At 58.8% G+C, this 15,326-nt stretch carries 14 protein-coding genes; all 14 read left to right on the forward strand.

Going from position 1 to position 15,326, the window contains the following annotated elements:
• Positions 1–9: 9 nt before the first annotated feature.
• The 14 genes from mraY to pgeF all read left to right on the forward strand — a co-directional run bounded on the left by mraY (position 10) and on the right by pgeF (position 15,319).
• Positions 10–972: a phospho-N-acetylmuramoyl-pentapeptide-transferase gene (mraY, locus tag PA598K_RS18860; RefSeq protein WP_128658448.1), complete on the forward strand. Its 963-nt coding sequence runs from the start codon at positions 10–12 to the stop codon at positions 970–972.
• A gap of 74 nt (positions 973–1,046) precedes the next feature.
• Positions 1,047–2,474, forward strand: a complete 1,428-nt coding sequence (murD, locus tag PA598K_RS18865) for a UDP-N-acetylmuramoyl-L-alanine--D-glutamate ligase (RefSeq protein WP_128658449.1) — start codon at positions 1,047–1,049, stop codon at positions 2,472–2,474.
• A gap of 46 nt (positions 2,475–2,520) precedes the next feature.
• Positions 2,521–3,618, forward strand: a complete 1,098-nt coding sequence (gene spoVE / locus PA598K_RS18870; RefSeq protein ID WP_128658450.1) for a stage V sporulation protein E — start codon at positions 2,521–2,523, stop codon at positions 3,616–3,618.
• A gap of 7 nt (positions 3,619–3,625) precedes the next feature.
• The gene (murG, locus tag PA598K_RS18875; protein ID WP_128658451.1) at positions 3,626–4,738 is read left to right on the forward strand and encodes an undecaprenyldiphospho-muramoylpentapeptide beta-N-acetylglucosaminyltransferase; all 1,113 of its coding nucleotides are present in this window, start codon (positions 3,626–3,628) and stop codon (positions 4,736–4,738) included.
• A 203-nt stretch (positions 4,739–4,941) separates the two neighbouring features.
• On the forward strand, positions 4,942–5,847 hold the full coding sequence (gene murB, locus PA598K_RS18880; RefSeq protein WP_128658452.1) for a UDP-N-acetylmuramate dehydrogenase: 906 nt from the start codon (positions 4,942–4,944) through the stop codon (positions 5,845–5,847).
• A gap of 15 nt (positions 5,848–5,862) precedes the next feature.
• A complete protein-coding gene (gene murA, locus PA598K_RS18885; RefSeq protein ID WP_128658453.1) occupies positions 5,863–7,146 on the forward strand; it encodes a UDP-N-acetylglucosamine 1-carboxyvinyltransferase in 1,284 nt (427 codons plus the stop codon).
• Between the two features lie 195 nt (positions 7,147–7,341).
• A complete protein-coding gene (locus PA598K_RS18890) occupies positions 7,342–8,100 on the forward strand; it encodes a cell division protein FtsQ/DivIB (RefSeq protein WP_128658454.1) in 759 nt (252 codons plus the stop codon).
• A 234-nt stretch (positions 8,101–8,334) separates the two neighbouring features.
• The gene (ftsA, locus tag PA598K_RS18895) at positions 8,335–9,576 is read left to right on the forward strand and encodes a cell division protein FtsA (protein ID WP_128658455.1); all 1,242 of its coding nucleotides are present in this window, start codon (positions 8,335–8,337) and stop codon (positions 9,574–9,576) included.
• Between the two features lie 14 nt (positions 9,577–9,590).
• Positions 9,591–10,706 (forward strand): cell division protein FtsZ, encoded by a 1,116-nt coding sequence (ftsZ, locus tag PA598K_RS18900; protein WP_128658456.1) that lies wholly within the window; start codon positions 9,591–9,593, stop codon positions 10,704–10,706.
• Between the two features lie 272 nt (positions 10,707–10,978).
• Positions 10,979–11,917, forward strand: coding sequence for a sigma-E processing peptidase SpoIIGA (gene spoIIGA / locus PA598K_RS18905; RefSeq protein ID WP_128658511.1), 939 nt, complete (start codon positions 10,979–10,981; stop codon positions 11,915–11,917).
• A 20-nt stretch (positions 11,918–11,937) separates the two neighbouring features.
• Entirely contained in the window at positions 11,938–12,660 is a 723-nt protein-coding gene (gene sigE, locus PA598K_RS18910) for an RNA polymerase sporulation sigma factor SigE (protein ID WP_128658457.1), read from the forward strand.
• 132 nt (positions 12,661–12,792) lie between these two features.
• Entirely contained in the window at positions 12,793–13,575 is a 783-nt protein-coding gene (gene sigG / locus PA598K_RS18915) for an RNA polymerase sporulation sigma factor SigG (RefSeq protein WP_128658458.1), read from the forward strand.
• A gap of 530 nt (positions 13,576–14,105) precedes the next feature.
• Positions 14,106–14,402, forward strand: coding sequence for a YlmC/YmxH family sporulation protein (locus tag PA598K_RS18920; RefSeq protein ID WP_128658459.1), 297 nt, complete (start codon positions 14,106–14,108; stop codon positions 14,400–14,402).
• Between the two features lie 62 nt (positions 14,403–14,464).
• Entirely contained in the window at positions 14,465–15,319 is an 855-nt protein-coding gene (gene pgeF / locus PA598K_RS18925) for a peptidoglycan editing factor PgeF (protein ID WP_128658460.1), read from the forward strand.
• Positions 15,320–15,326 lie beyond the last annotated feature (7 nt).

Raw genomic sequence — 15,326 nt, forward strand, 5'->3', positions numbered from 1 at the left:
GGTGGGCTGATGGACATGAAGGCCATTTTACTAGCGATTGGCGCATCTTTTCTACTTGCAGTTCTTATCGGGCCTTTGTTCATTCCGCTGCTTCGTCGATTGAAGTTCGGACAGGAGATCCGTACCGACGGGCCGCAGAGCCATCTGAAGAAAAAAGGCACGCCAACGATGGGCGGCATCATTATTATGGTTGCCCTTTTAATCTCGTTTTTGAAATTCTCGGACGTCTCGCTTGCCTTTTGGGTGCTGCTGACCGCGTCGCTCGGCTTCGGGCTGGTAGGTTTCCTGGACGACTATATCAAGATCGCGCTGAAGCGCTCGCTCGGACTGACAGCAAGGCAGAAGCTGGCGGGGCAACTGCTCTTCTCGATCATCGTCTGCGTCCTGCTCTATATGATGGATCACAGCACGGCGCTGCCGGTGCCCGGCACTTCATGGGAGTGGGAGCTTGGTTGGTTCTATTATGTGCTCGTCATCATCATTATGTTCGGTACGAGCAATTCGGTGAACTTCACCGACGGCGTCGATGGTCTGCTGGCGGGGACGAGCGCTCTGGCGTTCGGCGCCTACGCACTGATCGCGATGCAGCTGTTTGAGCAGGAGAGCGCGGTGTTCTCCGCGGCGATGATCGGGGCGGTGCTCGGCTTCCTCGTCTTTAACAAGCATCCTGCCAAGGTGTTCATGGGCGACACCGGCTCGCTCGGCATCGGCGGCGGGCTCGCCGCAGTAGCGATTCTGACCAAGTCGGAGCTGCTCCTGATCGTTATCGGCGGCGTCTTCGTCATGGAGATGCTGTCGGTCATCATCCAGGTCGCTTCCTTCAAGCTGCGGGGCAAGCGAGTATTCAAGATGAGTCCGATCCATCATCACTTCGAGCTGACAGGGTGGTCGGAGTGGCGTGTCGTCACGACGTTCTGGCTGGCGGGTCTGGTACTGGCGGCGGTAGGCCTGCTGCTGCACCGCGGCCTGTAGCAGGCGCGGCAGCAATCCAAGCAAGACGAATCCAATCAGACAAGACTGATTACGAATGAGGAGTTGTATACATCATGAACCATCCGTCGGCTTACGTGGGGCGTCCGGTCGTCGTGCTGGGCTTGGCCCGCAGCGGCGTCAGCGTCGCCAGAATCTTCCACGACCTGGGGGCATTGGTCACGGTCAACGACCGTAAGTCCCGCGAGGAGTCGCCGGAGGCGGCAGAGCTCGAAGCGCTGGGGATCCCGGTAATCTGCGGCCATCACCCCGAGGATCTGATCGAGCCGTCGACTGCGCTGGTCGTCAAGAACCCGGGCATCCCTTATCATATCCAGCCGCTGCAGCGGGCGGCGGAGCTCGGCGTCGAGGTCGTCACCGAGGTCGAGGTCGCCTGGCATCTGTCGGCGGCGCCGATGATCGGCATCACCGGGTCGAACGGCAAGACCACGACGACGACCTGGATCGGCGAGCTGTTGTCCGCTGCCGGACTACATCCGATCGTCGCGGGCAACATCGGGCGGCCGCTGTGCGAGGCGGCCGTCGAAGCGGCCCCGGACGACTGGATCGTCGCCGAGCTGAGCAGCTTTCAGTTGAAGGGGACGAGCGGCTACCGGCCGCGCATCGGCATGCTGCTCAACCTGGTCGAGACGCATCTGGACTATCACGGTACGATGGAGGACTATATCGACGCCAAGCGCAAGCTGTTCGCTAACCAGACGACGGAGGACACGGCGGTGCTGAACTGGGACGACCCGGTGTGCCGCGACGTCGCTGCCGCGACAGCTGCACAGGTGCTGCCTTTCTCGCTGACGCAGGAGCTGGAGCAGGGCGTCTATGTGCGGCCGCCCTTCCCTGCAGTCGGCGATGAGCAGGAGCCGCCTGAGCGCGAGATCGTCTACCGTCAGCGGGATGGGCGGGAGCATCGGCTCGTCCGTGTCGACGAGCTGGGCATCCCGGGACGTCATAATGCGGGCAATGCGATGGCCGCAGCGGCCGCTGCGCTCGCAGCCGGGGCTGCGCCGGAGCGCCTCGCGGCGCCGCTGCGCGAATTCCGCGGGGTCGAGCATCGTCTCGAATACGTACTCGAGCATGGCGGCGTCAAGTACTACAACGATTCCAAGGCGACCAACCCGACAGCGACGACGATGTCGGTGCGTTCGCTGCAGGGCGGCATCGTCCTGATCGCTGGCGGATTGGATCGGGGCTCGGACTATATGGAGCTGCTGCCGCTGTTCCGCGAGCGGGTCAAGGCGCTCGTCGCGCTCGGAGAGACACGCGACAAGCTGGCAGGCGTGGCGGCGCTGGCAGGTTTAGCTAACGTGCAAACGGTCGAACCTGAGGAGGACGCCGAAGCTACGCTCCGCGAAGCGGTCAGACTTGCATCCTCAGCCGCTGTGGCAGGCGATATCGTCCTGCTGTCGCCCGCCTGCGCAAGCTGGGATATGTTCCCGTCCTACGAGCATCGGGGGCGCATGTTTAAAGATTCGGCGCATACCTTGTAAGAAGAGGGCTTGTCCCTACTTCTACTAGCAAAGGGTGTTGTGCGTGATGTCAAAAGCCCGTTCCGCTCCCGACTTGTGGATGATGGCGGCGATTATCCTGATCCTTGCGATCGGTCTGGTCATGGTCTACAGCGCCAGCGCCGTGCTCAGCTTCAACGAGTTCGGCGATGCCTTCTATTATGTTAAGCGGCAGCTGCTGTTTGCCATACTCGGTCTGGCTGCCATGGCGCTGACGATGAATACGGACTATAACGTGTGGAGGAAGTTCTCCAAGCCGGGCTTGATCCTCTGCTTTGCTCTGCTAGCGCTCGTGCTCATCCCGGGCATCGGCGTCGTACGGGGCGGCGCCCGCAGCTGGCTGGGCATCGGCTCCTTCGGCATCCAGCCGTCGGAGTTCATGAAGCTGGCGATGGTCATCTTCCTCGCCAAGCTGCTCTCGGACAGACAGCACAAGATCGCCTCGTTCACCAAGGGCCTACTGCCGCCGCTCGCCATCCTGGGGGCGGCCTTCGGCTTAATCATGCTGCAGCCGGATCTGGGGACGGGCACGGTGATGGTCGGCGCTTCGATGCTGATGATTTTCGCCGCGGGCGCTCGTCTGTCTCATCTCGGCTCGCTGGCGCTGGCCGGATTGCTCGGACTCGTCGGACTAATCCTGGCGGCGCCGTACCGGCTGGAGCGGATTACTTCCTTCCTCGATCCGTGGCAGGACCCGCTCGGCTCCGGCTATCAGATCATTCAATCGCTGTATGCGATCGGCCCTGGCGGCCTAGTCGGACTGGGGCTGGGGATGAGCCGGCAAAAGTACAGCTACCTGCCAGAGCCGCAGACCGACTTTATTTTCTCCATCATTGCCGAGGAGCTGGGCTTTATCGGCGGCACAGCGATTATCCTGCTGTTTCTGATCGTCGTCTGGCGAGGCATCCGCACGGCGATGATGGCCCAGGATGCCTTTGGCAGCCTGCTTGCGACGGGCATCACCGGCATCATCGGCGTCCAGGTGCTGATCAACGTCGGCGTCGTCATCGGCCTGATGCCGGTGACAGGCATTACGCTGCCTCTGGTCAGCTACGGCGGCTCCTCGCTGACGCTGCTGCTGACGTCGCTCGGCATATTGCTTAATCTATCCCGATATTCGAGGTGATCCACTGATGCGTATAGTATTGACGGGCGGAGGCACCGGCGGTCACATCTACCCGGCGCTGGCAATCGGCCGTCAGATGCGGCAGTCCGACCCGGAGAGCGAGCTGCTCTACATTGGCACGGAGCGCGGCCTGGAGAGCCGGATCGTGCCGGAGGCCGGCGTGCCGTTCGAAGCAATCGATATTACCGGCTTCAAGCGCAAGCTGTCGCTGGACAATGTCCGGACGATCATCCGTTTCTTCCGCGGCGTGAGCCGCTCCAAGCAGCTGCTCCGCAGCTTCAAGCCCGATGTGGTCGTCGGCACCGGCGGCTACGTCTGCGGGCCGGTCGTCTACGCTGCCGCTGCGCTCGGCATTCCGACATTGATCCACGAGCAAAATGTCGACCCGGGCCTGACCAACAAGTTTTTGAGCCGCTATGCCTCCGTCGTCGCAGTCAGCTTCGAAGCGTCGCTGTCCCGCTTCGGCAAGGAGGGGCAGAAGGCGGTGTATACCGGCAACCCTTGCGCCACTGCGGTGCTGCAGGCGGAGCGCGGGCGAGGGCTCGCCTCGCTCGGCTTGCGCGGCGGACGCAAGCTGGTGCTCTGTGTCGGCGGCAGCCGCGGGGCCAAGGCGTTTAATGAAGCGATCCTGGATATGGCGGGCGAACTGGAGACGCTTCGGGATATCCAGCTCGTCTTCGTCACCGGCGAGATCTATTATGAACAGACGTTGCGCCGGCTCGAGGCAAGAGAAGGCGGGCGGCCTGACAACCTTCATATTCGCCCTTATATTCATAATATGGCGGAGGTGCTGGCCGACGCTGCGCTCGTCATCAGTCGCTCGGGCGCTTCATCCCTGGCAGAGATTACGGCGCTCGGCCTGCCGTCGATCCTTGTCCCTTCGCCCAACGTGACGGCCAACCATCAGGAGGCCAATGCCCGCAGTCTTGTCGATGCCGGGGCGGCCGAGATGATCCTCGAGCGCGAGCTGAGCGGCGAGCGGCTGCTTGAGACGATCCGCCTTGTCACTTCGGACAAAGCACGGCTGGCGGCGATGAGCGAGGCCTCGCTTGGTCTGGGCATGCCGGAAGCGGCTGTGCGGATTGCTGCGGAGCTGCAGCGCATCGTCGGCCGGGCATGACGATATAGGCGTTTGTCACACTGCTATGGCCTCAGGCATAGGATAGGGTATAATCGCGATCGCTTCTGAAGGTTGCGCAGGCTCTCATAGCGTGCGCGGCCGGGAGCGCACCGGTTGTTGCATGCCCAAGAGGCGTGGGATCCCAAGCCCGGGAGGAGACCCTGATGGCGCAGTAGCAGAGCAGCATGAAGGAGGCACAGCTTATGCAGCAGATCATCCAACTTATCCATGACAACGACTGGGGGGAAATCAGAATCAACGAACCGCTGGCCGCGCATACCACGTGGAAAATCGGCGGCCCGGCAGATCTCCTCATCCTGCCCTCCGGCGAAGAAGCAATGATCGGCATCGTCGCTCTGCTCCATAAGCACGGCGTGAGCTGGACAGCGCTCGGACGCGGCTCCAACATGCTCGTCAGCGACCACGGCATCCGCGGTGTCGTCCTGAAGCCCGGGACCGGTCTCGATTATGCACGCTTTGAAGACCATCTCGTTCATGCGGGCGCTGCGCATTCGTTCATCAAGCTGTCGGTGCTGGCAGGCAAAGCGGGGCTGACCGGCCTGGAGTTCGCAGGCGGCATCCCTGGCACGGTAGGCGGCGCCGTCTACATGAACGCAGGCGCGCATGGCTCGGATGTATCCCGTATCCTGCATTACGCGGATATCGTCCTGGGTACCGGCGAGTTGGTCCGTTACGACAAGGAGCAGATGAAGTTCGCTTATCGGCACTCCATCCTGCAGGAGCAGGGCGGTGTAGTGGTGCGAGCTGGCTTCGCGCTCGAAGCGGGGGATCGCAAGGAGATCGCTGCGGCGATGGCGTCCTACAAGGATCGGCGGATGCGTACGCAGCCGCTCAAGATGGCCTCGGCCGGCAGCGTCTTCCGCAACCCTCCCGGCGACCATGCCGCGCGCATCATCGAGGAAGCGGGTCTGAAGGGGATGACCTGCGGCGGCGCCCAAATCTCCGAGCAGCATGCCAACTTCATCGTCAACATCGGGCAAGCGACCGCAGAGGATGTCCTCACCCTCATAGGGCAAACGCAGCGCATCATCAAGGAACGTTACGGAATTGAGTTGGTGCCGGAAGTACTGGTGGTGGGCGAGCGGTAAATCGGAGGTGATAGATTGGACAAATTGGTGATTGAAGGCGGGAAACCACTCTCAGGATCCATTGTTATCCAAGGCGCAAAAAACGCCGCATTGCCGATCCTGGCAGCCAGTATGCTGGTCAAGGGTACTGTCACGCTTGACCATGTGCCTCGGCTGCTCGACATTGAAGTGATGCTGGAGATTTTGCGCGAGCTGGGCTGCCGCGCCGATCATAACGGTCATACAGTGTCGCTGGATACGACCGCGGCTCATTCCGCACACGTGCCGGAGGCGTTGATGCGGCAAATGCGATCCTCGATCTTTTTGATGGGGCCTTTATTGTCCAGATTCGGCAAGGTAGAGATCTACCAGCCGGGAGGCTGTGCGATCGGTGAACGCAAGATTGACCTCCATCTACGCGGACTGCAAATGCTGGGCGCTGAGATTGAGGAGCAGGGCAGTCGGATTATCTGTCGGACGCAAGGCTTGATCGGAGCGGAGATTCATCTGGACTTTCCAAGCGTAGGCGCGACAGAAAATCTGATGATGGCTGCTGTACTGGCGAGCGGCGTGACGACGATTAACAATGCGGCAAGGGAGCCGGAAATCCAGGATCTTCAAAACTTCTTGAACCATATGGGGGCTAAGGTGTCCGGTGCAGGCAGCGATACGATAACGGTCGAAGGGGTACAGTCGCTCGTTCCTGGTCGTTATAAGGTCATACCTGATCGTATCGTCAGCGGCACGGTGATGGTGGCGGCTGCGGTTACAGGAGGCGAAGTCGTGCTCCATAACACCAACCCCGCCCATCTGACTTCGCTGATCCATGTGCTGCGCAGGGCTGGAGTTGAAGTGACGGCGGACGGTGATATAATTAAGGTCAGCAGCCGAGGCAGGCTTCGGTCGATCGATCGGATCGTCACCTCGCCATATCCGGCCTTCCCGACGGATCTGCAGTCGCAGGTGATGGTGCTGTTGGCGCTGGCCGACGGCGTGAGCGTGATAAAGGAGACGATCTTCGAGGGTCGGTTCCGTCATGTCGATGAGCTGGCGCGCATGGGAGCGGACATCCGGGTCGATATGAACAGCGCCTTTATCCGCGGCGTGTCGCGATTGTACGGGGCTGCGGTGGCGGCGACCGATCTGCGCGCAGGCGCAGCGCTGGTGATCGCTGGTCTGGCGGCGCAGGGCAAGACGATTGTTGAACAGGTCCATCATATCGACCGGGGATATGATCGGATCGAGACGATGTTCTCCCGGCTGGGAGCGCGGATTACACGTTTCTCCTCGGTCAGCGGCACCCAGTCGGTGTCTGGCTGAGAGCCAGGCGCAGCAAGATGCAAGGACAATGTACGTTTGCCGGTTTCCTCTTACCTGCCTGGAGGAGGAACCGGATGTTTTTTGGCGGCGCAGCGGCCAAGCCCTGACGTGCCGCAAGCCTGCGACAGTCCGGCAGTTGCAGCCGGCATGCTGCCGCAGGTATACATTCCACACTGCCAAAGGAGGAGGAGCGAGGTGTCCGAGCAGATCCCGATATTGCGAGAGCCGAAGGCGAGACGCCGCGGCAACCGCAGGTTGATTGCCGTTCTCTTCCTGTTATTTCTTATTTTATTAGCCGTTCTTTTTTTTAATTCTTCCATGAGCAAAATTTCATCGATTACGATTTCGGGCAATGCCTTTGTCTCCAATGAAGAAATCATGGCGGCTGCTGGATTGCACGCCGGGGATGCTTATTTCGGCTTCAGCACCGAGGAAGTGAGCCGTCGCATCTCCGAACGGCTGCCCCCTGTGCAGGAAGCGATCATGGCCAAGGCGTTCCCCGGCAAGGTCAGCATCCATGTCCAGGAATATCCGGCCGTCGCCTTTGAGATCTCGCCGCGCGGCGAGATGACGGCGATCCTAGCGGGCGGAGCGCATGTGGATCTGCAGGGCAAGGAGTATGTGGTGGACAAGCCGGTGCTCTCGATGTGGGAGGCGGATGATCCTAACAAGGCGGAGCTCAGCCAGCTGCTGGGGGAGATTCCACCGGAGCAACTGGCCGACTTGTCGGAGATTATCCCGGCGCCGTCCAAGTCATATCCCGACCGGATCAAGATTTATACGCGGACGCAGTTTGAAGTGATTACGGCCATATCGCTGCTCCGGGAGAAGCTGCCTACGCTCCACGCGATCGTCGAGACACAGGAGCCGGGCAAGCTGACATTGCTGCTAGCGGACACCTATACGCCATACGTCCCAGATGCTTCAGAAAGTGAAGATTCTAATGAAAATTAGACTACTCAATACCTTTAAACAATGGTAGAATTTTATTTATGGAGTTTGCGAGCTCTCAGGCAAGGCAGGGAGAGCAGAAGCCTTATCTGTCGCGGGTTTTGCCCATTCAGATGGCATAATGTTCCTGGGCAAAAATATTGTTGAAAAAAGAGGGATAATATAAAGCGCGTTGAATAAGTAGATTCAGTGTGTTGAAAACCGTAAATTATTCTCTAGCGAAACGGAGGTGCCGCAGTGAGCAGCAGCGACATCATTGTTAGTTTGGACATCGGTACATCCAAGGTACGTGCTATTATTGGCGAGATTACGAATGGAGCCATTAATATTATTGGTGTTGGATCTGCCGACTCGGAAGGGATTCGGAAAGGGGCAATTGTTGATATTGATCAGACGGTCCAGTCGATCCGCAATGCGGTGGATCACGCGGAACGTATGGTAGGGATTCAGATTACCGACGTTTATGTCGGCATTCAAGGCAATCATATCGGTCTGGCGACCAATCATGGCGTCGTCGCGGTCTCCAATGAAGATCGCGAAATCGGCGAGGACGATATCGAACGCGTATTGCAGGCTGCCAAGGTTGTGGCCTTGCCGCCAGAGCGGGAGATTATCGGGTTGGTGCCGAAGCAGTTTTTGGTCGACGGGCTCGACGGCATCTCAGACCCGCGCGGCATGATCGGTGTCCGTCTCGAGGTGGAGGCGACCGTCATCACCGGCGCCAAGACGGCGATACATAACCTGATGCGCTGTGTGGAGAAGGCGGAGCTTCATATCTCCGGCGTAATCCTGATGTCGCTGGCTTCCGGCCAGATGGCCTTGACCAAGGATGAGAAGATGATGGGAACGGTGCTCGTCGATGTCGGAGCGGGCTCGTGCACGTTGGCCATCTTTGAGCAAGGCAGTCTGGTCGCTACGTCGACGTTGCCGATTGGCGGCGAATACGTCACCAACGACATCTCCTACGGCTTGCGCACGCAGACGGAGCAGGCCGAGAAGATCAAGCTCAAGTATGGCTGCGCCTTGATCGACAGCGCCGCCGACGATCAGCACTTCAAGGTGATGCGTATGGGCAGCAATGTCGAGAAGGAATTTACCCAGGTCGATCTGGCCAATATTATCGAACCCCGCATGCAGGAGATCTTCCACCTGGTCCGGCAGGAGGTTCGCCGGCTTGGTTTCGGCGACAAGGTCGGCGGGTACGTATTAACGGGAGGTACGGTCTCGATGGCCGGCGTCCTGCCGCTCGCACAGAGCGAGCTGGAGTCTTCGGTACGTATCGCGGTGCCCGACTATATCGGCGTTCGCGACCCGGCCTTTACGAGCGGCGTCGGTATGATTCAGTACGTATCGAAATATATGCGCAACCGCCCGGCCAATGCTCCGAAAAAATCGGGCCATCGGAAGGCAGCTCCCGCAGAGCCATCCAAGCCCGGCCTGTTTGAGCGGATAAAAAATATGTTTAGTGAATTTATTTGATCGGGGGAAACAGAATGTTGGAGTTCGATTTTGATATGGAGCAGCTGGCGCAGATCAAAGTGATCGGCGTGGGCGGCGGGGGCAGCAATGCAGTTAACCGCATGATCGACCACGGCGTCCAGGGCGTTGAATTTATAACCGTAAATACGGATGCACAGGCGTTGCATCTCGCCAAGTCGGAGCATAAGCTGCAGATCGGGGACAAGCTGACAAGAGGTCTCGGAGCAGGCGCAAACCCCGAGGTCGGCAAAAAGGCGGCTGAGGAATCCCGCGATCTCGTCGCGAACACGCTGAAGGGTGCAGACATGGTGTTCGTCACGGCCGGCATGGGCGGCGGCACCGGTACGGGAGCGGCGCCTGTCATCGCCGAGATCGCCCGCGAATGCGGCGCGCTGACCGTAGGCGTCGTGACGCGTCCGTTCACCTTCGAAGGCCGCAAACGCTCGGGACAAGCCGAGTTCGGCATCGAGGCGCTGAAGGATAAGGTCGACACGCTGATCGTCATCCCGAACGACCGTCTCCTCGAGATCGTGGACAAGAAGACGCCGATGCTCGAAGCGTTCCGCGAAGCGGATAATGTGCTCCGCCAAGCGGTCCAAGGCATCTCCGATCTGATCAAGGTACCGGGTCTGATCAACCTTGACTTCGCTGACGTCAAGACGATCATGACCGAGCGCGGCTCGGCGCTGATGGGGATCGGCGTAGCGACCGGCGAGAACCGTGCGGCCGAGGCAGCGCGCAAGGCGATCATGAGCCCGCTGCTGGAGACGTCGATCGATGGCGCGCGCGGCGTCATTATGAACATCACCGGCGGCTCGAATCTGTCGCTGTACGAGGTTAATGAAGCGGCAGAGATCGTCATTGCCGCATCGGACCCTGAGGTAAACATGATCTTCGGTGCGATTATCGACGAGGAGCTGAAGGATGAGATCAAGGTAACGGTGATCGCGACCGGCTTCGAGCATAAAGGTCCGGACCCTGCCCGTCGCGCGCCAGGCCAGCCTGCCGCAGATACATCCGGCGAGCAGCGTCAGCCGTCGTCCACGCCGAAGACATTTGGCGCCCCGACGAGCAGCGATCAGCTGGATATTCCTGCATTCCTGCGCAATCGTCCGCGCAATGATCGTTAATATCAACAGTCAACGTTAGAGCTGTGTTTTATTGGACCGTAGCCGGTTCGATAAGGCCCGGCTTTTTTGTTGCGCTTTTTTAGAGCGCTGGACGAGCTGCGCAGGAGAGGACAACGGCGTTCCTCGACAAAAAAAGATCGGTCATGACGGCATGATTAGACAGACATTGAAATAGTATTTTACTATACTAGTCTCAACCGTTTCCGCCGGAGGGTGCCGCCGGTGGTTCACTGTCCCAGGCGCGTCAAGTCAGGAGGTGAACCGATCCGTTGGTGTACATCGACCTTGTTTTTTTGTTGAACTTTGTGATTGACGGCGGCTTGTTGTATGTAACGGCATGGGTAAGGGGGATCCGCCCGCGCAAGTGGCGTCTCGCTGCCGCGGCAGCGATTGGCGCTTGTTACGCGGCGATGATGCTCTTCCCGCCGGTATCGTTTTTATTCACCTTTGCGATCAAGATCGCGCTCTCGCTCCTGATGCTCTGGACCGCTTTTGGCTTTGGCGGACTGCAGACCTTTGCCCGGCATGTGGCGGCGTTCTACGGCGTGAATTTTGCGGCAGCCGGCGCGGTGCTAGGCGGTTATTACTTGTTGCAGAGCTCAAGCGAGCTGTGGAGCGGTCTATGGTTCACACGATCCGGAGGGATGGGGTTGGAGTTGAATCTGGGCTTGCTGCTGCTGGCTGTCTTGCTGGCGGCAGGCTTGTTGATCTATCGCAGCGTGCTCTCTGCCCGCCGCCGCCGGGAGCAGATCGGCCAGCACGTGGTCTGGGTAACGGTGTACATCGACGACAAGGAATGCAAGTGCAAAGGGCTGGTCGATACGGGCAATCATCTCTATGATCCGCTGACACGCATCCCGGTGATGGTGATGGAGGCGACGCTATGGCGGGAGGAGCTGCCAGCCTCGTGGCTGGAGCGCATCCGGGAGTCGGAGGTTGACCGACTCGTGTCCGGTCTCGGCGAGGAGAGCGGGGTCTGGCAGGATCGGCTGAGACTGGTACCCTACCGAGGAATCAATCGCGGTACGCAATTCATGTTGGCCCTCAAACCGGATCGGGTACGGATCGAGCAGGAGGGAAGGATCATTGAAACGCACAGGGTGCTGATCGGTCTGGATGGCGGCAAACTGTCGGCAGACGATGTGTATCAGGCAATAATACACCCATCGCTCATGTCAGAATCTAACGAATCGTCGTCTCATGACGGTTGACGACAGGGAGGCTTGCACGCATGGTTGTGAAGTGGAGATTGGTCCTGCAGTTATATTATTACCGTGTGCTGTTTTTATTCGGGTTAAAAAGCAACGAGATCTATTACATCGGCGGCAGCGAAGCGCTGCCCCCGCCATTGACGCGCGAAGAGGAAGAGTATCTGCTCGGCAAGCTGACGACGGGCGATGCGGCCATCCGGGCGATGCTCATCGAGCGCAACCTGCGGCTTGTCGTCTACATCGCTCGCAAATTCGAGAACACCGGCATTCATATCGAGGATCTCGTCTCGATCGGCGCGATCGGGCTGATCAAGGCGGTCAATACATTCGATCCGGAGAAAAAAATCAAGCTCGCCACCTACGCTTCTCGCTGCATTGAAAACGAAATTTTGATGTATCTGCGGCGCAACAGCAAAACGCGCTCCGAGGTCAGCTTTGATGAACCGCTCAACATCGACTGGGACGGCAACGAGCTGCTGCTATCGGATGTGCTGGGCACTGAAAATGATACGATCTACCGCAATATCGAGGAGCAGGTAGACCGCAAGCTGTTGCATAAGGCGCTGGAAAAGCTGACGGAGCGGGAGCGGATCATCATGGAGCTGCGCTTTGGCCTGACCGACGGCGAGGAGAAGACGCAGAAGGATGTCGCCGACCTGCTCGGCATCTCCCAATCGTACATTTCGCGGCTTGAGAAGCGCATTATCAAACGGCTCCGCAAGGAGTTCAACAAGATGGTTTAAGCTACTGACCCAAGTCGTTAACAGTGCATTTTAACGGATTTTCAAGGCGAATGCAACGTTGCTAACGAAGGAATAATTCGGGTGGCCAAGGGGATAATGTACAGTAATGTTTCTCCTTGGGAGGTAATCACGTTGACCCGAAACAAAGTTGAAATCTGTGGAGTGGATACTGCCAAACTGCCTGTCCTCACCAACGCCCAGATGAGAGAGCTATTCACGGCATTGCAGACGAGGGGGGAGCTGTCCGCAAGAGAAAAGCTGGTGAATGGCAACCTGCGGCTGGTGCTCAGCGTGATACAACGGTTTAACAACCGCGGCGAATTCGTCGATGATTTGTTCCAGGTCGGTTGCATCGGACTGATGAAGGCGATCGACAATTTCGATCTTGGGCAAAACGTCAAATTCTCCACTTACGCCGTGCCGATGATTATCGGAGAGATCCGACGTTATCTTAGAGATAATAATCCGATCCGCGTCTCGCGGAGCTTGCGGGATATCGCCTATAAGGCCCTACAGGTCAGGGACAGCCTGACCAATCAAAATTCCCGCGAACCGACGATCTTCGAGATCTCAGAGGCGCTTAATGTACCAAAGGAGGACATCGTGTTCGCGCTCGATGCGATCCAGGACCCTGTATCGCTGTTTGAGCCGATCTATCAGGATGGCGGCGACCCGATCTTCGTCATGGACCAAATCAGCGACGACAAAAACAAGGATGTTACCTGGATCGAGGAGATCGCGCTGCGCGAGGCCATGCACAAGCTGGGCGACCGCGAGAAGATGATCCTGTCGATGCGCTTCTTCGAGGGCAAGACGCAGATGGAGGTCGCCGACGAGATCGGCATCTCGCAAGCGCAGGTGTCACGACTCGAGAAGTCGGCGATCCAGCAGATGCAAAAGCATGTGAAGACTTGACGCAAGATAAGACATGAGCGTCTACAGGCAAAGCGAGTACACTCGTTTAGAGGCATAGACGAGTGAAGGGGGCTGCAAAGGCATAGGGAATGTTAAGGAGTAGGCGAGTAGAGACTAGTGTAAAGGCACGGATAAAGGCTTACGGGACAAGGGATGGCGCACGCGCTGTCCCTTTTTTTGTCTCCGGAAAGAAGCTTGTTACGCCGCTAAAGGACGGTACAGCTGGTTTATCATGCTGACTAGCACCATCATGACTGTAATGCTCGCCACGGCACTTATTTTCGGAGAAACGCCCATTCCAGCACGATTTTACCGGAATAAGCTCCTGGGCGAGAGCGTTAGAACGAGAGCCCTTGCATTTGAAGAAATAAGGCTGCGGTGCAAGCGTTAGAATTAGGGATGACAAGTGTGCAAAATCCGCTGTGTATGTTTGCCTAGGGTCAACATATAGTGATAGTAGGAATGCCGGAGCTGTCGGTCAGGCCAGTCCGACAAGCCGGCACAGAAGACTCGAAAAGGCGGTGGGAGCCTTGAAAATATCAGATTTTCAATCCAAGGATGTTATCAATATCGTCGACGGCAAACGTCTTGGCCATGTGAGCGACCTCGAGCTGGACCTGAGGCAGGGGCGTATCGACTCGATCGTCGTCCCGGCGTATACGCGGTTCTTTGGCTTGATGGGCGGCGGTGCGGACGTCGTCATCCCGTGGCGCAATATCGTCAAGATCGGCGCGGATGTCGTGCTTGTCCGGCTCGACGACAACAAGGCGTACCGGGACGATAGCAAGACCTACCGGTATGAGGAGCAGGACAACGAGCCGCTCTAGGGCAGCCGCTGCGCTCGAAAGCTAGGCCTCACCTGTGGTACACTGGTACAGAGGTGATGAGGATGGAGCCATTTGCTGCGATGGATGCGGAGAAGCGTCCATCTCTATACGTATTGTCTGCCTGGGTAGAGCGCTATCCAGGCTTGACGGCTGGATTCACGGGGCGGCATGGCGGCGTCAGCGGGACGCCCTGGGAGTCGCTGAATGTCGGCCTGCATGTGGGAGATGATCCGGCCGCCGTCGTCCGCAACCGCGAGCTCGTCGCCGAGGCGATCGGCTGGTCGGCCGAGGCATGGACGAGCAGCGAGCAGGTGCATGGCGCCGTCGTCCGCCATGTCGGCGCCTGCGAGCGGGGACGCGGCCGGCTGAGCCGCGAGGATGCGCTGACGGATTGCGATGCGGTGGTGACGGCGGAGAAGGGCGTTCTGCTGACCTCGCTCTACGCCGACTGCGTACCGCTTTACTTCTACGATCCGCGTCATGAGGTCGTGGCGCTGGCGCATGCCGGCTGGAAGGGAACCGTGCTGCGGATCGCGGAAGCTACGCTCGGGGAGATGGAGGAGCGGTACGGCTGTAACCCAGCAGAGGTGCGCGCGGCGATCGGACCGGCGATCGGCAGCTGCTGCTATGAGGTCGACGAGCCTGTCCTGACTCGCGCTGTACCGCTGATCGAGGAGCTTGCAGCTGAGAATGATGCGGATCTCAGTGGGATGCTGGAGGAGACCGAGCCGGGCAAAGGGCGGCTGAACTTGAAAGAAATAAACCGACAGATTATGATAAAAGCAGGAATATTGCCGATGCATATCGAATTAAGTACCCGATGTACCGGCTGTCGGACCGATCTGTTCTTCTCCCATCGGATGGAGGGAGGCCGGACGGGAAGGATGGCCAGCTGGATCGGCATGGAGAAGAGGTGAGTACGGC

The sequence above is a fragment of the Paenibacillus sp. 598K genome, assembly GCF_003851045.1.
GTDB lineage: Bacteria > Bacillota > Bacilli > Paenibacillales > Paenibacillaceae > Paenibacillus_D.